Annotated in this window: 23 protein-coding genes and 1 other RNA gene; 18 read left to right on the top strand and 6 right to left on the bottom strand. The window is 41.1% G+C overall.

What is annotated here, in order from left to right:
* Positions 1-12: 12 nt before the first annotated feature.
* The 17 genes from panD to ybeY all read left to right on the top strand — a co-directional run bounded on the left by panD (position 13) and on the right by ybeY (position 16,650).
* Positions 13-396: an aspartate 1-decarboxylase gene (gene panD / locus HMPREF2573_RS07610; RefSeq protein WP_003658315.1), complete on the top strand. Its 384-nt coding sequence runs from the start codon at positions 13-15 to the stop codon at positions 394-396.
* Between the two features lie 225 nt (positions 397-621).
* On the top strand, positions 622-1,245 hold the full coding sequence (locus HMPREF2573_RS07615) for an anthranilate synthase component II (RefSeq protein ID WP_003658317.1): 624 nt from the start codon (positions 622-624) through the stop codon (positions 1,243-1,245).
* Between the two features lie 132 nt (positions 1,246-1,377).
* On the top strand, positions 1,378-2,469 hold the full coding sequence (gene trpD / locus HMPREF2573_RS07620; protein ID WP_003658318.1) for an anthranilate phosphoribosyltransferase: 1,092 nt from the start codon (positions 1,378-1,380) through the stop codon (positions 2,467-2,469).
* Positions 2,470-2,501: 32 nt separating this feature from the next.
* A complete protein-coding gene (gene trpC / locus HMPREF2573_RS07625; protein WP_070473098.1) occupies positions 2,502-3,326 on the top strand; it encodes an indole-3-glycerol phosphate synthase TrpC in 825 nt (274 codons plus the stop codon).
* A gap of 41 nt (positions 3,327-3,367) precedes the next feature.
* Entirely contained in the window at positions 3,368-4,429 is a 1,062-nt protein-coding gene (gene trpS, locus HMPREF2573_RS07630; RefSeq protein WP_003673090.1) for a tryptophan--tRNA ligase, read from the top strand.
* Positions 4,426-5,283, top strand: a complete 858-nt coding sequence (locus HMPREF2573_RS07635; protein ID WP_003663566.1) for a segregation and condensation protein A — start codon at positions 4,426-4,428, stop codon at positions 5,281-5,283. The genes trpS and HMPREF2573_RS07635 overlap by 4 nt, the downstream gene beginning before the upstream one ends.
* A 72-nt stretch (positions 5,284-5,355) precedes the next feature.
* Entirely contained in the window at positions 5,356-5,922 is a 567-nt protein-coding gene (scpB, locus tag HMPREF2573_RS07640) for an SMC-Scp complex subunit ScpB (RefSeq protein WP_003658324.1), read from the top strand.
* 150 nt (positions 5,923-6,072) lie between these two features.
* Positions 6,073-7,059 (top strand): 23S rRNA pseudouridine(2605) synthase RluB, encoded by a 987-nt coding sequence (rluB, locus tag HMPREF2573_RS07645; protein ID WP_003658326.1) that lies wholly within the window; start codon positions 6,073-6,075, stop codon positions 7,057-7,059.
* A 467-nt stretch (positions 7,060-7,526) separates the two neighbouring features.
* Positions 7,527-9,803 carry a class 1a ribonucleoside-diphosphate reductase subunit alpha gene (gene nrdA / locus HMPREF2573_RS07655; RefSeq protein ID WP_003659678.1) on the top strand — a complete coding sequence of 759 codons (2,277 nt, stop codon included), beginning with the start codon at positions 7,527-7,529 and terminating at the stop codon, positions 9,801-9,803.
* Positions 9,804-9,979: 176 nt separating this feature from the next.
* On the top strand, positions 9,980-10,312 hold the full coding sequence (locus tag HMPREF2573_RS07660; RefSeq protein ID WP_003658329.1) for a YbaB/EbfC family nucleoid-associated protein: 333 nt from the start codon (positions 9,980-9,982) through the stop codon (positions 10,310-10,312).
* Positions 10,313-10,909 carry a recombination mediator RecR gene (gene recR, locus HMPREF2573_RS07665; RefSeq protein WP_003658330.1) on the top strand — a complete coding sequence of 199 codons (597 nt, stop codon included), beginning with the start codon at positions 10,313-10,315 and terminating at the stop codon, positions 10,907-10,909.
* A gap of 19 nt (positions 10,910-10,928) precedes the next feature.
* Positions 10,929-12,152, top strand: coding sequence for a ribonuclease D (locus tag HMPREF2573_RS07670; protein ID WP_003666463.1), 1,224 nt, complete (start codon positions 10,929-10,931; stop codon positions 12,150-12,152).
* 8 nt (positions 12,153-12,160) lie between these two features.
* Positions 12,161-12,796, top strand: a complete 636-nt coding sequence (locus HMPREF2573_RS07675) for an LOG family protein (RefSeq protein ID WP_003658333.1) — start codon at positions 12,161-12,163, stop codon at positions 12,794-12,796.
* 203 nt (positions 12,797-12,999) lie between these two features.
* The gene (accB, locus tag HMPREF2573_RS07680; protein ID WP_003658335.1) at positions 13,000-13,422 is read left to right on the top strand and encodes an acetyl-CoA carboxylase biotin carboxyl carrier protein; all 423 of its coding nucleotides are present in this window, start codon (positions 13,000-13,002) and stop codon (positions 13,420-13,422) included.
* A 12-nt stretch (positions 13,423-13,434) separates the two neighbouring features.
* Positions 13,435-14,778 carry an acetyl-CoA carboxylase biotin carboxylase subunit gene (gene accC, locus HMPREF2573_RS07685; RefSeq protein ID WP_003658336.1) on the top strand — a complete coding sequence of 448 codons (1,344 nt, stop codon included), beginning with the start codon at positions 13,435-13,437 and terminating at the stop codon, positions 14,776-14,778.
* A gap of 242 nt (positions 14,779-15,020) precedes the next feature.
* Entirely contained in the window at positions 15,021-16,118 is a 1,098-nt protein-coding gene (locus tag HMPREF2573_RS07690; protein ID WP_003658338.1) for a PhoH family protein, read from the top strand.
* The gene (gene ybeY / locus HMPREF2573_RS07695; protein WP_003658339.1) at positions 16,108-16,650 is read left to right on the top strand and encodes an rRNA maturation RNase YbeY; all 543 of its coding nucleotides are present in this window, start codon (positions 16,108-16,110) and stop codon (positions 16,648-16,650) included. Before HMPREF2573_RS07690 ends, ybeY begins: the two co-directional genes overlap by 11 nt.
* A gap of 59 nt (positions 16,651-16,709) precedes the next feature.
* On the opposite strand, the gene ffs is transcribed toward ybeY, so the two are convergent.
* The 6 genes from ffs to HMPREF2573_RS07725 form a co-directional block, all read right to left on the bottom strand.
* Positions 16,710-16,806, bottom strand: an RNA gene (ffs, locus tag HMPREF2573_RS07700) — signal recognition particle sRNA small type.
* A 70-nt stretch (positions 16,807-16,876) separates the two neighbouring features.
* Positions 16,877-17,371, bottom strand: a complete 495-nt coding sequence (locus tag HMPREF2573_RS07705; RefSeq protein WP_003659676.1) for a SixA phosphatase family protein — start codon at positions 17,369-17,371, stop codon at positions 16,877-16,879.
* A 32-nt stretch (positions 17,372-17,403) separates the two neighbouring features.
* Positions 17,404-18,732 carry an NAD(P)H-dependent glycerol-3-phosphate dehydrogenase gene (locus tag HMPREF2573_RS07710; RefSeq protein WP_003659674.1) on the bottom strand — a complete coding sequence of 443 codons (1,329 nt, stop codon included), beginning with the start codon at positions 18,730-18,732 and terminating at the stop codon, positions 17,404-17,406.
* A gap of 36 nt (positions 18,733-18,768) precedes the next feature.
* Positions 18,769-19,344, bottom strand: a complete 576-nt coding sequence (locus HMPREF2573_RS07715; RefSeq protein WP_003658345.1) for a nitroreductase family protein — start codon at positions 19,342-19,344, stop codon at positions 18,769-18,771.
* A gap of 47 nt (positions 19,345-19,391) precedes the next feature.
* Complete coding sequence (zapE, locus tag HMPREF2573_RS07720) at positions 19,392-20,492, bottom strand: cell division protein ZapE (protein WP_003658347.1); 1,101 nt, start codon at positions 20,490-20,492, stop codon at positions 19,392-19,394.
* Between the two features lie 35 nt (positions 20,493-20,527).
* Complete coding sequence (locus HMPREF2573_RS07725; RefSeq protein WP_013107896.1) at positions 20,528-21,172, bottom strand: alpha/beta hydrolase; 645 nt, start codon at positions 21,170-21,172, stop codon at positions 20,528-20,530.
* 167 nt (positions 21,173-21,339) lie between these two features.
* Between HMPREF2573_RS07725 and HMPREF2573_RS07730 the strand changes: the two genes are divergently transcribed.
* Complete coding sequence (locus HMPREF2573_RS07730) at positions 21,340-21,693, top strand: hypothetical protein (RefSeq protein WP_003659671.1); 354 nt, start codon at positions 21,340-21,342, stop codon at positions 21,691-21,693.
* Positions 21,694-21,803 lie beyond the last annotated feature (110 nt).

Below are 21,803 nucleotides of genomic sequence, written 5' to 3' on the forward strand. Positions count from 1 at the left end.
GAAAATACAACCATGATTCGTACACTTTTGGGTGGTAAAATCCACCGTGCTACTGTTACTGAAGCTAATCTAAATTATGTGGGTAGCATCACCATTGATGTGGATTTGTTAGATGCTGCTGGTATCTTAGTGAATGAAAAAGTCAGCATCGTCAATAATAATAATGGTGAGAGATTTGAAACTTATACCATCGCAGGCGAGCGTGGTAGTGGCGTGGTGTGCCTAAATGGTGCAGCTGCTCGTAAAGTACAACCAGGCGATGTTGTGATTATTATGAATTATGTGATGATGCAGGATATTGATGCCCAAAATCATAAGCCCAATGTTGTTTTGGTTGATGCCAACAATCACATTACCCAAATCATGCACTATGAACCTGCCAATACCATTTGGTAAACTGCTGACTGGCAAGTTTAATTGACTAATTATCAGTACACTGATTTGACCACTGCCAAAAAAATGGTACAATACCGAACCAACAGGCACGACCTGACTTATTACTTTGAACAAAATAACTGCTAATGAGTCAAATATTACCATCATTCGCTTAAAGCCAGTGCCAAGCGAGTATGGATAAAGGATTAAAATCAAAATATCTATTTAAATCAAGGATTTATTAAAATGATACTGATGATTGATAATTATTGTAGTTTTACTTATAATATTGTTCAATATTTTGGAGAACTACAGCAAGAAATGACCGTTTGGCGAAATGATGAAACCACTTTGGATCAAATCATCAAGCTTGCACCTCGAGCGATTGTTTTGGGTCCAGGTCCTTGCAGTCCAAACGAAGCAGGCGTAACACTTGAGATTTTAGATAAACTCTCAGGAAAAATTCCAATTTTGGGCATCTGTTTAGGTCATCAAGCCATCGGACAAGCGTTTGGCGGTCAGGTGGTGCGTGCAGGTGAGGCAATGCATGGGCGACTATCATCTGTACACCATACCAATCAAGGTGTTTTTGCTGATATTCCAAACTCTTTTAATGCCACACGCTATCATTCTTTGGTGATTGACAAGGCAAGCCTACCTGATTGTTTAGAGGTCACCGCTTGGACAGCTCATGCTGATGGTCGTATGCAAGAAATTATGGGCGTACGCCATAAATCGCTTGATGTTGAAGGTGTGCAATTTCACCCTGAATCTATTTTGAGCGAATATGGTTATCAATTATTGAATAACTTTTTAAAGCGTTGTGGGTTGGCAAAGCTTGAAAATAGTCACTTACCCAAAGTTGTCTGATACCAAAAAACACGCATGCAATTAATTAATTTAGCATGCCTATTATTGAAACCTATGATCAAAAATTGATAACAGATTGACAATCTAAATTTACGACAGGCAGTCCTACACTGGAAAAATAAACCAAATATTATGACAAAGACCATCACCGCCGATAATATTGCCATCATGACCGATGATGATATCTTGGCTATTTTGACCAAAGCCCTTAGCCACTTGCTAAAGAATATTGAATTAACCCATGATGAGATGCGTCAAGTCATGCTCATCATCATGCAAGGTCGTTGCCCTGATGCGTTGATGGGAGCCATTTTGATCGCTTTGCGGCAAAAAGGTGAGTCTATAGATGAAATTACCACTTGCGCTAAAACAATGATTGAGCTTGCCGATACCATTGATATTTGCAATCCCAATGCAGTTGATATTGTTGGTACTGGTGGCGATGGTTCAAACTTATTTAATGTATCAACAGCATCTGCTTTTGTGGCAGCGGCGGCAGGTGTTACCATTGCCAAACACGGTAATCGTGGGGTATCAACAAGCTCTGGCTCTTCAGATGTGCTAAGCTTGGCGGGCGTGCGTTTGGATATTAATAAAACTCAGACAGTCAAAGCCATTAATACGCTTGGCATTGGATTTTTATTTGCACCCAATCATCACCCTGCAATGCGTCATGCTGTTGGTGTCCGCCGATTGCTCAAAGTTCGTACGATCTTCAATATTTTAGGCCCACTGACCAACCCTGCTAAGGTTAGCCGTGCTGTGGTCGGTGTTTTTAGCCCTGAACTGTGTGAGCCATTGGCATATGTTTTTGCTAAACTTGGTCTTACCCATGTCATGGTCGTGCATTCTCAAGATGGCTTAGATGAGTTTAGTCTTGCCACGGGCACACATGTCGCTGAGCTTAAAGATGGTAAGGTACATACTTATCTTTGTCAGCCTGAAGATGTTGGTATTGTCTCAAGAACTTTATATGGTCTGACTGTCAATGATTCAAAACAAAGTCTTGAAATCATCAAAAATGCACTGGGCGGCACAGCAAATGATGATATCAGCCTAAAGGCACGAGCGATGATTGCCATCAACGCAGGTGCTGCTATTTATGTGGCAGGCCATGCCAAAACACATGCCGAAGGCGTTGCCATTGCCAAGCAAATTATGACAAGTCGCCAAGCTTTAGATAAGCTAAATGCATTTGCAAACTTTACCCAGCACTGTGAATAACAAGTCCAAATACCAAGGATGATGACAAGCTTATGACAACAAACACCCCCAGTATCCTTCAAAAAATCATCGCAACCAAACACCAAGAGATTACAGTCGCCAAAGCCATCAAAACGACCAATGAGCTTTTAAAGTCGGCAGCTTGCCACATGCCTCGAGGTTTTGCTGATGCACTAAGAGCAGTTGATACAACAACCGATATTGGTGTGATTGCAGAAGTAAAAAAAGCCTCGCCTTCCAAAGGTATCATTTGTCAAGATTTCAACCCCGTGACAACAGCAAAAGCCTATGAAAAGGCTGGTGCAACCTGTTTATCCGTACTCACAGACCGTGATTATTTTCAAGGTCATGATGACTATCTTATTAAAGCCCGCAAGGCTGTTCGCTTACCTGTACTCCGTAAAGATTTCATGGTTGATGAATACCAAATTATTGAATCGGCTGCGATGGGGGCGGATTGTATTTTACTTATCATGGCTTGTTTAGATGCTGATACCGCCTTACACTTACATCAAACAGCAACTGACTTGGGTCTGGATGTATTGATTGAAATTCACACCGATGATGAGCTAACCCAAGCACTAAATTTACCCAAATCAGCTCACAATATCTACGGCATTAATAATCGCAATTTAAATACCTTTCAGGTAGATTTAGAAAATAGCATTCGCTTATCCCAACGACTATTTGCCAATCTTGGGCAAGATGCCCTTGTGGTTAGCGAAAGCGGTATTCATCATGCCACCGATATTCACCGAATGCAACAAAATCATATTCACCATTTTTTGATTGGTGAACAATTTATGAAAACTGATAACGCAGGTGGTGCATTATCACAGTTATTAAAGACAATTTAACATATTTTAATTAAATTTAAGGATAAAATAAGAGTATTATTATGAACACAACCAAAAAACGCATCCTAACAGGTATCACCACCACTGGCATTCCCCATTTAGGTAATTATGTTGGATCCATTCGCCCCGCCATTGCCGAGGCTCATCGTGCCTTTGAGAATCATGATGGAGATGCGTTTTTCTTTTTGGCAGATTATCATGGTATTATTAAATGTTTTGACCCTGATGAAATTCATCGCTCTACTCGAGCGATTGCCGCCACTTGGTTGGCATGTGGTCTTGATCCTGAAAAAGTTATTTTTTATCGTCAATCAGACATTCCTGAGATTCCTGAATTGGCATGGATACTCAATTGCTCATGTGCCAAGGGGCTGATGAATCGTGCCCATGCTTATAAAGCCGCCGTCGATATGAATTTAAGTAAAGAAGATACCGATCCTGATTATGGCATCAGCATGGGATTATTTGGCTATCCTGTCTTGATGGCGGCCGATATTTTGATGTTTAATGCCACCCATGTCCCTGTGGGTAAAGATCAAATTCAGCATATTGAAATGGCAAGAGACATTGCAGGATCGTTTAATTTTAAATACAAACCCTTATTTGTCGAGCCTTTTGCCGTTGTCGACGAAAACACACCGCTACTGACTGGTTTGGATGGACGAAAAATGTCAAAAAGTTATGGTAACACCATTCCACTTTTTGGTGATGACAACCCTCAAATTAACCCTGAAAAAGCGCTTAAAAAGGCAGTCATGCAGATTGTCACCAATTCTCAACCACCCGAAGAGCCAAAAGACCCCGAGCATTGCACCATTTTTGAAATCTACAAAGCCTTTGGTACGCCTGAAGAGATTGAAGCATTGGCAACACATTATCGTCGTGGTATTGGCTGGGGTGAAGCTAAAGAGATTTTATTTAATAAAATCAATCATGAAATTGCCCCTTATCGTGAGCGTTATTTACATCTAATGAATAATCCAAAAGAGCTTGAAGAAATTTTACAAATGGGTGCTACTAAGGCTCGGCGTGTTGCCCAAAAGCAGCTGGATAAAACTCGCCGTGCCATTGGCATCAAGCCACTTGCCAAGCTTAAATCATGATCACCATATCAAATAATCCAGCACCATCAAAAACAGCTGATGTACGCATCTTTGATACACCAGTACTAAATTTGCCTGAAGATTTATATATCCCGCCACAGGCATTTGCGATTTGGCTTGAACAGTTTGCAGGACCTTTAGATTTTTTATTGTACTTAGTCAAAAAAAATAATTTTGACTTAACTGAAACTGCTATCTTGCCAATTACCGAGCAATATTTAAGCTATATCAGTGAGTTGGATGAAGCGTATTTTGAGCTTGCGGGTGATTATTTATTAATGGCAAGTACACTGATTGCCATTAAATCTGAGTTGTTATTGCCCCAATCTAAAGTTGATGATGATGAGATTAGCCCTAAGGCTAGATTAATCCGAAGGCTTGAGGAGTATGCTCAAATCAAAGAAGCTGCTCGGCGTATCGATGGTCTGCTTCGTCTAGAAAGAGATGTTTTTTTAGCATTTACCAGTATGCCAAGTCCCGAAGCCATGCAAAAGCAGCTGCCCAAGTATTCGCCAGAGCTTTTGGTCGAAAGCTTAATTCATATGAAAATTCGCCCTGAAGCTATTACCCATACTGTTCAAGCGGACAGCGTGCCATTATCTCAGCGTATCGCCAGCATTACACGCTTGATAAGCGAAAAAGGCGTTAGTACCTTTGCCGAACTGATTGATAAATCTCAAGGCAAAATAGGCATTGTGGTGAGTTTTGTGGCTGTACTTGAGCTGATGAAACGAGGTTTAATCGGATTTGATGAAGCCAATTCTGGTAAGCTTAATCCAACCAAAAATGATACTTATCATGATAACCAAAATGGGCAAGATTTAACAAAACAAAGCTTACATTGGCTACATTAATCGCTGTTAGTTTTTAATTCACTTAAGTAGCTATTTTTATATACTCATTTTTTAAATAATCATGAATCTGTTATGACACAACATACCACCTCTGATTTTTTGCAAGCTCACAAGCAAGCTGAAACTTTCAGCCGATATATTGAAGTTTTACTACATGCCAGCGAAACACCGCTGACCGATAAAGATTTAAAAAAACATCTGATGATCGGTTCAAATGAACTTCAAGATGCCTTGGCCATTCTGCAAGAACGGCTGTCTTATGGTGTATTGACACTCAATAAGACTGCCAGCGGTTATCGCTTGCAAATCAAAGACAGCTACAGTAGCCTAATTCAGCAGGTTTTTCCTGAGCGGCTAGAAAATCTAAGTCAAGCCTTGCTTGAAACCTTAAGCATCATTGCTTATCAGCAACCTGTCACACGATCAGACATTGAGCAGGTGCGTGGCGTGGCAGTCTCCAGCAATATTTTGCGACAATTATTTGATAAAGGCTGGATTGTCGAAAATGGGCATAAGGACACTTTAGGTCGCCCTGCACTACTGCACACCACCCAAGCATTTTTGGATGCGTTTGGGCTAGATAGCTTAGATAGATTGCCACCACTGCCTGACCTTGACCACCTAAAAATCAGACAATGAACTTATAATGAACTTGTTAAACTCAGATGAATCATGTATGATGACAAGTTTTTCATCAGCGTTCGTGGGTGTTTATCTAGGCTAATCAACCATTAAACCGATATATTTCACATTGAGATAATGTTATAACCAATTTTCTGGATTTAAGTTATGAATCAATCAAAACCCAAAAACAACTCCACCATCAACGAACAAAACGCAACCAACAAACCTGCTGGCGAAAAACTACAAAAACTGCTTGCCAGATTGGGTTTGGGTTCACGCCGTGGGCTTGAAGAGATCATCAAATCAGGTCGCATTTCCATTAATGGTAAAGTCGCCACATTAGGCGATAGGGTTATCTTAACCGACGAAATCCGCATTGACGGCCGTCAAGTACGCCTGAAAGCCGAGCGTGAAAAGCGTCGCCGTGTCATTGCTTATTATAAACCTGAAGGGGAAATCTGTTCAGCCTCTGACCCTCAAGGACGCCCGACCGTTTTTGACCGTTTACCAAAACTCACTAACGATCGCTGGGTGATGGTGGGTCGCTTGGACATCAATTCATCAGGTCTTTTGCTGTTTACAAATGATGGTGAGCTTGCACATCGCCTGATGCACCCTTCTAGTGGGATAATCAGAGAGTATGCTGTACGAGTTTTAGGCGAGGTTACACCACAAATTGCCAGTCAACTCACCGCTGGTGTAGAGCTTGAAGATGGCGTTGCCAAATTTGATGACATCAAAGAAGGTGGCGGTATTGGTGTCAATAAATGGTATCATGTGACCATCAAAGAGGGTCGAAAACGAGAAGTTCGCCGTATGTTTGAAAGCCAAACACTCAAAGTATCTCGCTTGATTCGTACACGCTATGGCACCGTAATTTTGCCCAAAGAATTGCGTACAGGTCGTTTTATTGAGCTTGATGCCAGTGATATTGGCAAGCTGGTTGATTCTGTTGGTCTGCGTCAGCGTCAAGGTACAGGGCTAAATCACGCTACCAAAGAAAAACAAGCACGCATTCACAAAAAACCTTTAAAATCTCGTGAGATACGCCGTCAAAAGCACGAAGCCCACGAGCGACGAGAAGAACGCAAAAAACACACACCAAAACATCGTACACCCAATCTTAGCCGTACCAAATTTACCAAAATTTAATAAGTTTATCTTAATTAAACAATAATATAATAAGCTGCCAAATGGCGGCTTTTTTATATGAAATTTGACACAATTTCAACCAATTTAGACTCACTTTTTTGACAACATTTTGACATTTATATTTAAATAAATTGATTTATATTCACAATTTTTTGATTAAAATTTATCATCAAAAATAACCCATTCTCAAATTACAAAAAACTTGAATATTTTTTTCTGTACAAGCCATTGATTTAATTGAAGTTGAGATTTGAATCATAGTTTTAATAATTAATCAATCTTTTATTTTAAGAAAAAATAGGATATATTGTTGCCCTAAAACCACCCATACACTAGATATGGTATATAAATTATCAAAGTGGTTGATTAGCCTCATTGGGCGATACTCACTCATTTTGTCACATGATTGATCGTATATCTGATACAACGACTGATCAAAAACTGTATTCAAAACTTTTGGAGCCATAATGACGCACATTGATACAATTAAAGTCACCAAGAGAGATGGTCGCCTTGAACCCATTAATCTTGATAAAATTCACCGAGTCATTGCTTGGGCTGCTGAAGACTTAAATAATGTGTCTGTTTCTCAAGTTGAGCTAAAATCTCATATTCAATTTTATGAGGGGATTCGCACCCGTGACATTCACGAAACCATCATCAAAGCCGCCGCTGACCTGATTTCGGTAGAAACGCCAGATTATCAGTATTTGGCAGCTCGTTTGGCAATTTTTCACCTGCGTAAGATTGCTTATGGAAAGTTTGAACCACCGCATCTGTATGCTCATGTTAAGCATCTTACCGAACAAGGTAAATATGATCAGCACATTTTGGCAGATTACAGTATTGATGAGTTTAATGAGCTCAATGATTATGTGGATCATAACCGTGATATGAACCTAGCATATGCTGCTGTTGAGCAAATGATGGGTAAGTATTTGGTACAAGACCGTGTGACCAAACGGGTTTATGAAAGTCCGCAATTTTTATATGTGTTGGTGGGCATGTGTTTATTTGCAGGCTATGATAAAGCACAACGCCTTGACTATATCAAGCGTTTTTATGATGCCACCTCAAATTTTTACATCTCCTTACCCACACCGATTATGTCAGGGGTGCGTACACCGACACGCCAATTTAGCTCGTGCGTTTTGGTTGAATGTGGCGATAATCTTGATAGCATTAATGCCACAACATCAGCAATTGTGCGTTATGTCTCACAGCGTGCTGGTATTGGTGTCAATGCTGGTGCTATCCGTGCGCTTGGCAGCCCAATTCGTGGTGGCGAAGCACAGCACACAGGCTGCATTCCATTTTTTAAAATGTTCCAAGCTGCTGTTAAATCATGTTCTCAAGGCGGTGTTCGTGGCGGTGCAGCAACTTTATTCTACCCAATTTGGCATTTAGAAGTTGAAAGCTTATTGGTGCTAAAAAATAATCGTGGTGTTGAAGATAACCGAGTGCGTCATATGGATTATGGCGTACAGATTAATAAAACCATGTACGCCAGATTAATTAAAGGCACTGACATTACTTTATTTTCACCCTCAGATGTCCCAGGGCTTTATGAAGCATTCTTTGCCGATCAAGAAACTTTCGAGCGATTATATACCCAATATGAAGCCGATGAAAATATTCGTAAACGCAAAGTACCTGCCCGTGATTTATTTAGCCTAATGCTGCAAGAAAGAGCAAGCACAGGCCGTATTTATATTCAAAATGTTGACCACTGCAACACACATAGCCCCTTTGATCCGACGGTCGCACCGATTCGCCAATCTAATTTGTGCATGGAGATTGCCCTGCCAACGGCACCTTTGGATAACATCAATGATGAAAAAGGTGAGATTGCACTGTGTACTTTATCAGCGATTAATTTAGGTAAGATTGAAAAATTATCCGATATCGAAGAGCCTGCTGAGCTGATCGTGCGTGCGCTTGATGCGTTGCTTGATTATCAAGATTATCCTGTAATTGCCGCCAAAAAAGGCAGTACCAATCGTCGCACTTTGGGCGTTGGCGTGATTAATTATGCGTATTATTTGGCAAAAAATGGAACTCGTTACTCCGATGCAGCGGCGCTTGGTTTAACCCATCGTACCTTTGAGGCACTGCAATATTATTTGCTCAAAGCATCAAACAAACTCGCCAAAGAACAAAGTGCTTGCCCTTGGTTTGATCAAACCACATACAGCCAAGGCATTTTGCCTATTGATACTTATAAAAAGGATTTGGACAGCATTTGTACCGAACCTTTGCATCTTGATTGGGAAAGTCTACGCACAAATATCAAAGCCTACGGTTTGCGTAACTCTACCCTATCCGCCTTGATGCCATCAGAGACCAGCTCTCAGATTGCCAACGCAACCAACGGCATTGAGCCGCCTCGTGGTTTGGTATCCATCAAAGCGTCTAAAGATGGTATTTTAAAGCAAGTTGTGCCTGAGATTGAACGCTTGGCAAGTCAATATGAACTGCTTTGGAATATTCCTGATAATAATGGCTATCTGCGTTTGGTTGGAATCATGCAAAAATTCATTGATCAGTCCATCTCTGCCAACACCAATTATGACCCCACTAAATTTGAAGGTGGTAAAGTCCCGATGAAAGTGCTGATTCAAGATCTGCTAACCGCTTATAAATTTGGTGTCAAAACTTTATATTATCATAATACGCGTGATGGTGCTGATGATGCCCAAGGCGACTTGGACGATGGCTGTGCAGGTGGTGCGTGCAAGCTTTAAGATATCAAAATATCGCCCAATTTGTTTGCCAAGTTGGGCTAATTTTATATTTATGGCATAATATCCCTTAATCATTAATTGCTGAGTTTGGATTTTCTTGCATTTTTATCACTCAGATTATATGCTATAATGTGTCAATTATTTAGTTAATTATTTACATCTTAGGAAGATTGCCTATGAATATTCAAGCATTAATGCAACAAGCCCAAGCCATGCAAAAACAAGTTGAAAAAAATGTTGAAGCTGCCAAAGCAAGTCTTGCAACCAAGGAAGTGCAAGGCGAAGCAGGCAATGGCTTGGTCAAAGTTACCATGACAGGTCGCCATGTCGTTAAGCGTTTAGCCATTGACCCAAGTCTAATGGATGATGAGCCTGACATGATAGAAGATTTGGTAGCTGCCGCAATTAATGATGCGGTGCGTCAAGCAGATGAACTGTATGAAGAGGTGATGGCTGGTGCGACAACTGGCATGGGTCTGCCACCTAGTATGAAAGGCTTGTTTGGCTAAATGCTCACCCCAAAACTGGATAAACTCATCAAAGAGCTACAAGTCTTACCAAGTGTAGGACAAAAATCAGCTCAGCGAATGGCGCTACAGCTTTTGACCAAAAAACGCACCCAAGGATTATCTTTGGCGGCTGCACTTGAGACTGCGATGCACGACATTAAAGAATGCTTGCAGTGTCACTCCTTTAGTGATGATGAGATTTGCCCAATTTGCTTAGATCATCGCCGTGATGATGGGCTACTATGTGTCGTTGAGAATGCATCAGATGTCATGGCGATTGAGCAAAGTGGTGCTTATCGTGGCAAGTATTTTGTACTTGGTGGGCATTTATCGCCCATCGATGGTATCAATGCCAATGATTTGCATATTGATCAGTTGATTCATCGCATCAGGCATGAAGCGATCCATGAGGTGATCTTAGCCACTGGTGCCACGGTTGAAGGACAAACCACGGCTTTTTTTATTCATGATGCCATCTGTACCCATGTACCCAAAATTACCCGTCTTGCTCAGGGCATTCCTATGGGCGGTGAACTTGGATATGTGGACAGCATCACACTACATCAAGCACTACAAAATCGCAGTAATATATCGTAGTAATATATAATGATCAATTATGACTATACCAACTCTTGAGTTTCCAAAATTTACCATCAATCAAGCGGCTTGTGATGGACTGCCAACCATTTGGGTGCAAAATGATGATGATCTGTACGCACTGATTGATGAGATTGATGCTAGCGATGTGGTCGCACTTGATACTGAATTTATCAAACGAACAACCTATTACCCAATTTTGGCACTGATACAAATCAATACTGGCAATGCCATTTATCTAATTGACGCACCTAAGCTGGATTTGACCGAATTTTGGCAAGCACTTGCTGAGGTACCAACAATGGTATGGTACGCATGCGGCGAAGATTTGGGAATTTTTTATTTACTGGCCAAATGCCCACCACTGACCAATATTTTTGATGTACAAATTGGGGTAGCCTATTTATCAGGTAAATTGCAAGCTGGTTATAGCCAAGCTCTCAATGAAATGCTTGGCATTGAAATTGATAAAGGCGAAAGCCAGTCAAATTGGCTAGCGAGACCTTTGTCTTATGAACAAGAGACTTATGCTGCTAATGATGTCCGCTACTTATTAAAATTATATGAAGTTGTACGCACCGAATTGGCAGCTCGTGGCATTTTAAATTGCGTCCTTGAAGACAGCAATCACTATGCTCGAGAACTGCACACCATTCAAAATCAACCCGATGAGATGCTGTATCTAGACTTATTAGCACCGATTTATAATCGCCGTCAATTGGGAGTACTTCAGCAGCTCACCATTTGGCGTGAAGCATTGGCAAGAGCAACCAATGAACCCAGAAGCTTTATTATCAGCAAACAGGCACTTAGGGAAATTGTCCAAGACATGCCTGATAGTATCAAGCTTTTGGCTCGTACTACCATCAACCGAGCTGTGCTAAGACGCTATGGTAACGAAATTGTACGCATCATTTGCCAAGTCAAAAATATGCCTGATGGCAATCTGCCTGCATTACCGCCACCGACTTATCATAGTAAATCCAAACCCTTTAAAAATGACTTAAATGATATCATCAATGCCTACAGTCAAAGCCACTACATTCCCCCTAATTTATTATTAAAAAACCGTTGGATGAATGACTTATTGGTCTTGGTTGCTTATGATGGCTTAATTGAAGAATTACCGCTTGAATTGCTTGGTTATCGTCAAAGTTTAATCACAAACAATATTTTACCAGCATTAAGACCCTATAAAGAACATATTTTAGAAGTTTTAAATACACCTGAATATAACCATTGATTATACACATGAATTATCAAGATAAATTTGCACGCATTGTCGTCTATTGTGGTTCAAACTTTGGCGATACACCTGCTTATTATCATGCCGCCCAAAGCTTAGGTAAAACTTTGGCAGAGCATGACATCACCTTGGTTTATGGTGGTGGCAATGTTGGCTTGATGGGCACGATTGCAGACAGCATCATCGCACATGGTGGAAAAAGTATTGGTATTATTCCCAGATTTTTGAAGGATAAAGAAGTCGCTCATCATGGCCTAAGCGAGCTTATCATCACAGAAGATATGGCAAGTCGTAAACTAAAGATGATATCCTTAGCAGATGCTTTTATTGCTCTTCCTGGTGGTATTGGTACCTACGAAGAGCTTTTCGAGGTCATGTCACTGGCACAATTGCGTCAGCACGCCAAGCCGATTGGTGTTCTTAATGTTGATGGGTTTTTTAACCCTTTTCTTAAATTGCTTGAACAGACAGCAAAAGCAGGCTTTATGCCCGTTTCAAATATTAATTTGATTTGTGTGGCCGACAACATCCCCACACTACTGACAAAAATGGCAACTTACCGGTTTACCGAATCTCAAAAATGGGTCAAGCCCAGTTGGATGGATGAGACATCGGCTTATACTGTACCCAAATTCACCTAAACAGACATCAGTTTGCCAAATTGTACCAAAATATGACAAAAAAACACTTGCAATAAAATAAAACGAATGTACACTATATAAAGATAATTTTTAAACCATCTTGGCTGTTTGCTTAATCGGTGGTAAGTTTTGCTCGCTAAAGGCGTGGATAGCCTTTTGACTGGCGTAATATTAACATTCTTATTTTTATCAAGGTAATACTGATGGACATCAAAAAAATTCGTGAACTTTTAGATCTGATGGAAGAAAAAGATCTGTTAAATTTGGAATATGGTTATGATGACAAATACATCAGCCTTACTCGTAATACTGCCGTGCAGACAGTCGCTACCACCCAAGTTGTTTCAGCAGCACCGTCAGCCACAACTCCTGCTGTCGTCAAGCCAAGTGGTCAGCTTGAAACTTCGCCCATGGTTGGCGTCTTTTATTCAGCACCCAGCCCTAATGATCCTCCTTTTGTCAAAGTAGGTCAAAAAGTTGAGGCTGGTGATACGCTTGGTATCATCGAAGCCATGAAAATCATGAATCCCTTAGAAGCCACCCAAAGCGGTATTATTGAAGAAATCTTGGTTAAGAATGCCGAAGTGGTCGAATTTGGTCAGCCTGTCATTCGCTACAAAGCCTAACAGGAAGACACTATGATTAAAAAACTTCTCATTGCAAACCGTGGCGAGATTGCTCTACGCATCGTGCGTGCGTGCAAGCAATTGGGCATTGCGACAGTAGGCGTTTACTCTACTGCTGATAAAGACTTGATGCACTTACGCTTTGTTGATGAAGCGGTATGTATCGGTAATGCGCCTTCCGCTCACAGTTATTTGGATATTAATGCCCTACTGGCAGCAGCTGAGATTACCGCAGCTGATGCCATTCATCCTGGATATGGGTTTTTGTCAGAAAATGCTGAATTTGCTGAACGGGTTGAAGAGGCAGGCTTAACTTTTGTTGGCCCGCACCCAGAGCACATTCGATTAATGGGCAATAAAGTTTCTGCAATCAATGCCATGAAAGAAGCTGGCGTACCAACGGTACCAGGTTCTATCGGTGCAATCACTTTAGGTAATGCTGAAGAGCAAGCTCGTGAAATTGGCTTTCCATTGATTGTCAAAGCTGCAGCTGGTGGCGGTGGTCGTGGCATGCGAGTTGTTGAGCGTTTTGAAGAACTGTTAATCCAAGTTCAAGCAGCCAAAACCGAAGCTCAAAATGCCTTTGGTGATGATACGGTCTACATGGAGCGTTTTTTAAAAAATCCTCGCCATGTTGAGGTACAGGTGTTGGGTGATGGTAATGGTAATGCTTTGCATTTATTTGACCGAGACTGTTCATTGCAACGCAGGCATCAAAAAGTACTCGAAGAAGCACCTGCTCCAGATATTCCTGATGAGGTTCGTACGCCAATTTTAGAAGCATGCGTTCATGCCTGTAAAAAAATCGGTTATCGTGGTGCAGGCACCTTTGAATTTTTATACGAAAATGGTGAATTTTTCTTTATTGAGATGAATACCCGTGTACAAGTTGAGCACCCCGTAACCGAGATGATTACAGGCATCGATATCGTGGTCGAACAATTAAAAATCGCCGCAGGGTATGGATTATCCTATCATCAAGATGAAATTACGATTCGAGGTCATGCCATCGAATGCCGTATTAATGCTGAAGACCCAAAAACTTTTATGCCATCACCTGGTCAAATTCAGCGTTTATTCACTCCAAGTGGTTCAGGGATTCGCTTTGATTCACATCTTTATCAAGGCTATACCATTCCAAGCTACTATGACTCTTTAATCGGTAAGCTCATATGCCATGCCCAAACTCGCCGACAAGCTATTGCTAAGACATTGCACGCTTTAGATGAGCTGGTTATTGAGGGCATCAAAACCAACATTCCTTTACATCGAGATGTCATCTTGCAAGATGAGGCATTTTGTGAAGAGGCACAAAATATTCATTATCTTGAAGGTCATATGCTAAAAACGCAATGATTGGGCATGTTTCAATCGATTACAAAGCAGTCAAAATTTGACTGCTTTTCATTATTTTAGCATAATTATTTGATACACTAAAAAGACGATCGCTAAAATCTACTCAAAAGATTGAATTTATCGCTGATAATCCCAATGTAAGCGTTGTTTGATTTCATCACATGGCAATTGGTTGATTATTTGATTTGATTGCAATTTATCACTGTCAACCAAGGTATTTGCCACAATAAAAGGAATAGTCTTTGAGCATCACTCGCACCATCCAAACCAATCTAAACACGCATGAATTACGCACTTTGCTTGGCGAATATAACAAACACATCAAATACATTCAGGAACGACTTGAGGTCCAAATCACTCAGCGACAAGATCAGTTTATTATTACAGGTGAGCTTGATTTGGTTGAGCGAACCGAAATTATCATCAACAAACTGGTGGAGCTTGCTGGCGAACAGCATAATATTAGTGGAGAAGAGCTTCATTTAATTATTCAATCAAGCTTATCTCGTGATTATGATTATGCTAACACTCAAGGTAAGCACCATGATCATAGTGGCAACTCAAAAGATAAAAGCGATACTAATGTCGCTTTGCGTACACGCAAAGGCAAGATCATACCAAGAGGCTACAATCAGCAAGAGTACACAAAAAAAATCTTGATTTCAGATGTATCTTTTGGTGTTGGGCCAGCGGGTACAGGCAAGACCTATTTGGCGGTGGCATGTGCGGTAGATATGCTTGAGCGTGGAGAGATTGAACGGATTTTACTGGTTAGGCCAGCCGTTGAGGCAGGTGAGAAATTGGGATTTTTACCGGGTGATTTGACCCAAAAAATTGACCCTTATTTGCGTCCTTTGTATGATGCACTGTATGAGATGCTTGGCTTTGAAAAAGTTGGTAAGCTGCTTGAGCGTCAAGTGATTGAAGTTGCACCGCTTGCTTATATGCGTGGACGAACACTGAATAACTCATTTGTCATTCTTGACGAGGCACAAAATACCACGCCAGAACAAATGAAAATGTTCTTAACGCGTTTAGGCTTTGGTTCAAGAGCGGTGATTACAGGCGATATGACGCAAGTTGATTTGCCTCGTGGTCACAAATCTGGCTTGGCTCAAGCTTTACAAATTTTATCCAAAATTGATGAAATTCATATCACTCGCTTTGATAGTAACGATGTGGTACGCCATCATTTGGTTCAAAAAATTGTTCAAGCTTATGATCAATTTGATGAGGTGCAACAGGCGGCAGCCGCCGAAAGAAGAGCACTGCATCTGACCAAACAGTCAATTGCCAATGAAGAAAAAACCGAATTACAAGGGGCTGTCGATGCCCAATGAAATCAAGCTGGGTTTTGATGATGATTTAACAAACACTGTCCAATCTTTGTATTTTGATATTGATTTAAACAAGATTGTTGAGACAACTTTATCCATCATGACCCAAAAATTACATCATGGGATCGATTTTGTTTATTTTCCTGATGCCATACAGATTTGGCATATGCCCAAATCTGTCAGCATTTATGTGGTTAACCATGCCCAAGGCCGTGCTGTAAACTTAGCGGCCAGAGGTAAAGATTATGCCACCAATGTGCTTTCTTATCCAAGTGAGCTACCCACTGAGATGACCACATTACTCGGAGAGATTGAGCTTGGTGAGCTGGTGTTGTGCCACGAAGTTGTTCTTAATGAAGCGGATGAACAAAACAAAAGTTTTGAGTCGCATTTGACACATCTGATTATACATGGTTTATTGCATCTACTTGGTTTTGATCATGAAATTAGTGATGCTGATGCTGACCAAATGGAGGGTTTTGAGATTGAAATCTTAGCACAGCTTGGTATTGATAATCCTTATCTTGAGCCTTAATCTTAACAATCACCAAAACGCCATGTTGATACATGGCTTTTTATAGACATAAAAAATGGCTCCATCAGCACATCTTCGGCACACTTTGTATCTACTACCGTTGCTACCTTCCGGTCCTGGCGGGGTTCATAGTACATAGTTGCGAAGCTACCGATGAAGCCAAGTCAATATTATAATTAATTCTTTATAAGTTTGCAAGAAAAATTTTGATCGTTTTTAAAAAGTATTAAGATTGGTTGGGGATAAACACATCTTGGGTCGTTGCCAAACCTTGTGCCAAAACTGGCATTTGTAAAATCCGTGCTTCTGCCAACTCAAATGAGGCTGGGCTTAAATTCTCAAGCCTGGCAACCATAGACGCTACAATCGGCATATGGCAGACCACCGCAACACATTTATCATCCAGATCTTCACCGAACTTTGTACGCACGATATCTTCAAGGTCATCGATAGCAATCATAGGATTATCATCGGGCGTAATACTGTTTAAGCTTATAAAACTTGGATTTTGACCCAAAGTCATCGCCCAAGATAACAAAATCTTAGCAGTCTGATCGGCACGATTATAGGGGCTTGCGATAATGAGATCAAGCTGATAATGCTTGGCAAGATACTGTGCTGTCTGCTGTACTTGTAGACGCCCAAAGTCGGTAAGATCTCGCCCTGCATCATCTTCACAATACGGGGCTGCTTGCCCATGTCGTACAAAAATAACTTTCATCATTTATCCTTAATACAGTTGATATACCAAAGCTAAGGCATATCACTGGATTGAATTTCATCTTTGGGCTTAGCATTGGCACTGGTCTTTAGCACCTCACTAAACTCATGGCTCAAGCGTACATTGCTTTCATCATGCGGCAAAACAAATTCCACATCACTTCTAAAGCCTGTTTCCATCAAATTAAGTGCAACACCAAGTGCAGATTTATTCTCATATAATACCGCATGCAGTGCATGAGTGATGGGCATATAAATACCCAGTGCTTTGGCACGAGAATGCACTTGAAGAATTGTATTGACACCTTCAGCGGTCTGACCTAATTTTTTGATGGCGTGTTCAAGACTTATGCCCTGACCAAGCATATAGCCGATGCGATAGTTACGGCTTAGCACCGAACTGCAGGTAGCATATAAATCCCCCACACCAGACAGACCTAAAAAAGTCAAAGGATCAGCACCAACCGCCACACCAAAACGACTCATTTCAGCTAATGCACGAGTCAATAGCATGGCTTTGGTATTCTCACCCACATCATACGCTGCCGCCATACCCATGGCGATGGCATAGATATTTTTTAGTGCGCCGCCAAGCTCCACGCCTTTAATGTCACTACTGGCAAAAACACGAAAAAATGCACTATGTAAAGCGGTTTGAACAGCTTTTCTAAGCGGTTCTGATGCTGAGGCAATGACTGTTGCGGTAGGCATATTATCCATAATTTCTACCGCTAAGTTTGGTCCACTCATGACACCAAAATTCACCTCAGGCAACACCTCTTGGATGATATCACTCATCATCGCAAAAGTCTCTTTTTCCATGCCTTTAGTCAGTGAAACCACAGCTTGGTGTGTAATAAAGGGCTTAATATTGGTCAGCATCTCTCGAAATGCCGAGCTGGGTACTGCAACAAAAATCACATCCACGCCTGCCACTGCTGTTTTCAGATCGTGACTAAATTTCAAACGCTCATCAAGCTTATGATTTGGCAAATATTTTTTATTGATTCGAGTTTTATGCAGAGACTTGACAGTGCGCTTATCTCGTACCCACAATGTCGCATCACAACCGTTTTTAGCCGCCAAGTTTGCCATGGCAGTTCCAAAACTTCCACCGCCCAAAAAGGCAAAACTCATCTGATGAATATCCGATGCGATCTGCTCTGTTGCCTGCATTGATTCAACCAGTTGAGCTGATTTTTTCTTTTTTAGTCCAGTCAGCTCAGCGATGCTAGAAATCAATGGTTTATTTGGCAGACCCGATTCTTTGATAGCGCTTACCGCATCATCAATACCGATGCTGGCAGCATCGACAATTTTTTGTACTTTTTGGTTTTTGACATTCGGTTTGCGCAGCTTCATACGGCATGCATCCTTTCAATGGTCATAAATAATCAGTTATTGGCGATATTCAACATAGTCAGATAAATCCACAGTCTCACGATCTGGCATCTGAACACTACTTGAACCTGTATAAATCAAGCCACAAATGGTATTTTGTTTTGTCACACCAAAATAATCTTTTACCTCAGGCGTATTACACAAAGGACCTGTACGCCACACACTGCGATAGCCCAAAGACTCAAGTGCAAGCAACATATTTTGGGCGACTGCTCCTGCACTGAGCAATTGTTCAAATGGTGGTACTTTTTTATGATACTGATATTCGGTTGCAATCACAATAATCATGGGTGCTCTAAGCGGCATATTCAGTATTTTTTTGATCGCAACTTCATCTAATATCTCACCACATGATGCCGCTTCATGCTCAGCTGCTGATAACAACACTTGACCAAATTCAATCAGTGTCTCTCCTGTCAATACCCAAAATCGCCATGGCTTTAACTGTTTATGATCTGGTGCTACCATCGCAGCCTCTAATACCGATTTTAGCTCAGCATCGTTTGGCATGGGCAAAGATAGGTTGCCGATACTACGGCGTTGGTGAATAATATTTAAAATCTCATTTGTCATTATTTTATCCTTAATTTTTATTAAAAATTCATATCGCTGAATTCATCTTAATCCAAGCGATGTTCTTCTGCCAAGTATTCCTCTGACTGCATTTCAAGCAGGCGTGACCGTGTCCGCTCAATCTCAAATGCCAACTTTTCACCCTGATAAAGTGTCAAAATAGACTGTTCGGCTCGTATCAGTAATTTGACACGACGGTCATAAAATTCATCCACCAAATAAATAAAGCGGCGTGTCGGATCCATAAGCGTATCATTTAGTGCAGGTACATTATCCACCATAACGGTATCAAAATCATTGGCAATTTCAATGAAATCTGCTGCTGAACGAGGCTGCATGCAAAGCGCCCGAAAATCAGCCAGTAGCATGGTTTCTGTACGCTTAATGATATCAATATTGCGGCCGCCAATCACAATCGGCGATGTGCTGATGGTCTGACCGCCTGCCAAGGTGTCAAATCGCTCTGACAGCCAATCTTTGGTGTCATCGGTCAAAGGCGAGCTGTATAGTTTGGCCTGCTTTAAAAGCCTGAGACGATAATCAATACCAGCATCAATATTCATGACCGTCGTATGTTTTTCAACTTGAGCGATGGCAGGCAAAAATCTATCACGATGAATCCCATTTTTGTATAGACCTGATGGTTCAATGTTGGAAGTTGCCACCAATGTAATGCCACGATCAAACAACATGCTAAATAAATCGCCCAAAATCATTGCATCTGATACATTTGACACAAAAAATTCATCAAAGCAGATGACAACAGCTTCTTGATGAATGATATCGGCAACTTTTTTAAGGGGGTCAGCCTGCCCTTGAAGTGCCACTAATTCTCGCTGAACACGCTGCATAAAGTGGTGAAAATGCATTCGCATCTTACGCTTGATTGGCAGACTTTCATAAAACATGTCCATCATCCAAGTCTTACCACGCCCCACCCCGCCCCACATATACAGACCTTTTGGCATGACTGGTTTGGATTTAAATAGGCTTGAAAACCACCCACCACCTGAGCTGTCTTGTGATTTGATAATTTCATGATACAAATTATCCATATAAGTCACCGCCGCCAGCTGAACGGCATCTTCACTAAAATCGCCAGTCGCCAAAGCAGCCTGATAACGCTCTAGTGGCGTTTGATTTGACATAATAAATCCTTGTTATATTTTTTATTTAAATTTATTTAAATTTTGGTGTGTTTTTGTAAACTCTGCCCAAGCTCAACCAATTTGCCATGGAAAAAATGTCCTGTTGAAAGCACGGTAGTGGGAATTTCCCTTTCTTCGGCAAACTGTGCCAAATGCTCAGGGCTGACCAGTTCATCTTGATCGCCATAAATCATAAAAGTATGGTCAGCTTGCCAGCGTAAAGATGCCATGCCAACACGCATCACCGAAGGTGCGATGAGTGCTAAATTATGCAAATTCACATCAAAAAACTCTTCATTATCCGTCATCAGACTTGCTAAGCGTGCAGCAGTATATCCACCAAAACTAAAGCCTCCCAGCCAAAGTTTGCGTGCTTTTGTATGCTTTAAAGCATAACGCAGTACTGTCAATGCATCTTCAAGCTCACCATCGCCCGTGCCTGTTTGACCAGTTGAACGCCCAACACCACGAAAGTTAAACCGTAGCACATCCATACCACCATCACGACAAAATCGGTACATGGTGCTAACCACTTTATTATTCATCGTGCCGCCTTGGACAGGATTGGGATGGCAAAGAATCGCCAAGCCATCTTTGGTCTGTCGCTCCCCCGACTGCCAAATGGCATCTACCTCTAGCACACCTGCAGGCGCATCGATCAGTAAAATCTCTTGTTTCATCGTTAAAATTAGTTTGGTAAATGAATCTTATTATATCATAATTTATGGTTGTGCAAAACTTAGTATGATATACAAAAAGCCCACAGTGACACAAAATACCTGACTTGAAATGCAGCGATTTCTTGTTATACTGATTAAATGAATTAATCTACAATTGGGGATTTATGATGAAAAAATTACTAGCAGTTGCCGTCTTGGGCGGATTATTATCGGCTTGCACCAGCACATCTACGACCGCACCTGTCATTACACGCACTGATGGCATTCACGAAACAACAGGTTTGGGTGTAACCAAAACCAAGGCACAAGAGTCTGCCTTGGCAGCTGCCAAAAAGCAATGTGGTATCCGATCACCCATTGTGGTATCTGATAAGATGACTTATAATGGTATTCTTAATGAACACACAGGGCGCATGATTGAGCAAGGTGTGAGTGTTGCGGGTGCTATTTTTGGTCAATCAGCACCAAAACTTAGCCGTGATGATGATTTTGAATATGCCATAAAATTTCGCTGCCAATAATCAATCAATAAAAAACAAACGATAGATATTCGCTTGTTTTTTATCTAGCCAGAACTTATTTGACTTAATATTCAGTCAACCAATCTACTAATCAAAAATTTTGTATAAAT

Source organism: Moraxella sp. HMSC061H09 (genome assembly GCF_001809255.1).
Lineage (GTDB): Bacteria > Pseudomonadota > Gammaproteobacteria > Pseudomonadales > Moraxellaceae > Moraxella > Moraxella catarrhalis.

Bases quoted from the DNA above. Each gene is read 5' to 3' on its own strand.
- HMPREF2573_RS07660 (WP_003658329.1), top strand. From the start codon at position 9,980: ATGAATATTCAAGCATTAATGCAACAAGCCCAAGCCATGCAAAAACAA.
- scpB (WP_003658324.1), top strand. From the start codon at position 5,356: ATGACACAACATACCACCTCTGATTTTTTGCAAGCTCACAAGCAAGCT.
- HMPREF2573_RS07725 (WP_013107896.1), bottom strand. From the start codon at position 21,172: ATGAAACAAGAGATTTTACTGATCGATGCGCCTGCAGGTGTGCTAGAG.
- zapE (WP_003658347.1), bottom strand. From the start codon at position 20,492: ATGTCAAATCAAACGCCACTAGAGCGTTATCAGGCTGCTTTGGCGACT.
- accC (WP_003658336.1), top strand. From the start codon at position 13,435: ATGATTAAAAAACTTCTCATTGCAAACCGTGGCGAGATTGCTCTACGC.
- HMPREF2573_RS07635 (WP_003663566.1), top strand. From the start codon at position 4,426: ATGATCACCATATCAAATAATCCAGCACCATCAAAAACAGCTGATGTA.
- nrdA (WP_003659678.1), top strand. From the start codon at position 7,527: ATGACGCACATTGATACAATTAAAGTCACCAAGAGAGATGGTCGCCTT.
- HMPREF2573_RS07715 (WP_003658345.1), bottom strand. From the start codon at position 19,344: ATGACAAATGAGATTTTAAATATTATTCACCAACGCCGTAGTATCGGC.
- rluB (WP_003658326.1), top strand. From the start codon at position 6,073: ATGAATCAATCAAAACCCAAAAACAACTCCACCATCAACGAACAAAAC.
- accB (WP_003658335.1), top strand. From the start codon at position 13,000: ATGGACATCAAAAAAATTCGTGAACTTTTAGATCTGATGGAAGAAAAA.
- panD (WP_003658315.1), top strand. From the start codon at position 13: ATGATTCGTACACTTTTGGGTGGTAAAATCCACCGTGCTACTGTTACT.
- HMPREF2573_RS07710 (WP_003659674.1), bottom strand. From the start codon at position 18,732: ATGAAGCTGCGCAAACCGAATGTCAAAAACCAAAAAGTACAAAAAATT.
- trpC (WP_070473098.1), top strand. From the start codon at position 2,502: ATGACAACAAACACCCCCAGTATCCTTCAAAAAATCATCGCAACCAAA.
- trpD (WP_003658318.1), top strand. From the start codon at position 1,378: ATGACAAAGACCATCACCGCCGATAATATTGCCATCATGACCGATGAT.
- HMPREF2573_RS07615 (WP_003658317.1), top strand. From the start codon at position 622: ATGATACTGATGATTGATAATTATTGTAGTTTTACTTATAATATTGTT.
- ybeY (WP_003658339.1), top strand. From the start codon at position 16,108: ATGCCCAATGAAATCAAGCTGGGTTTTGATGATGATTTAACAAACACT.
- HMPREF2573_RS07730 (WP_003659671.1), top strand. From the start codon at position 21,340: ATGAAAAAATTACTAGCAGTTGCCGTCTTGGGCGGATTATTATCGGCT.
- HMPREF2573_RS07705 (WP_003659676.1), bottom strand. From the start codon at position 17,371: ATGAAAGTTATTTTTGTACGACATGGGCAAGCAGCCCCGTATTGTGAA.
- recR (WP_003658330.1), top strand. From the start codon at position 10,313: ATGCTCACCCCAAAACTGGATAAACTCATCAAAGAGCTACAAGTCTTA.
- HMPREF2573_RS07675 (WP_003658333.1), top strand. From the start codon at position 12,161: ATGAATTATCAAGATAAATTTGCACGCATTGTCGTCTATTGTGGTTCA.
- trpS (WP_003673090.1), top strand. From the start codon at position 3,368: ATGAACACAACCAAAAAACGCATCCTAACAGGTATCACCACCACTGGC.
- HMPREF2573_RS07670 (WP_003666463.1), top strand. From the start codon at position 10,929: ATGACTATACCAACTCTTGAGTTTCCAAAATTTACCATCAATCAAGCG.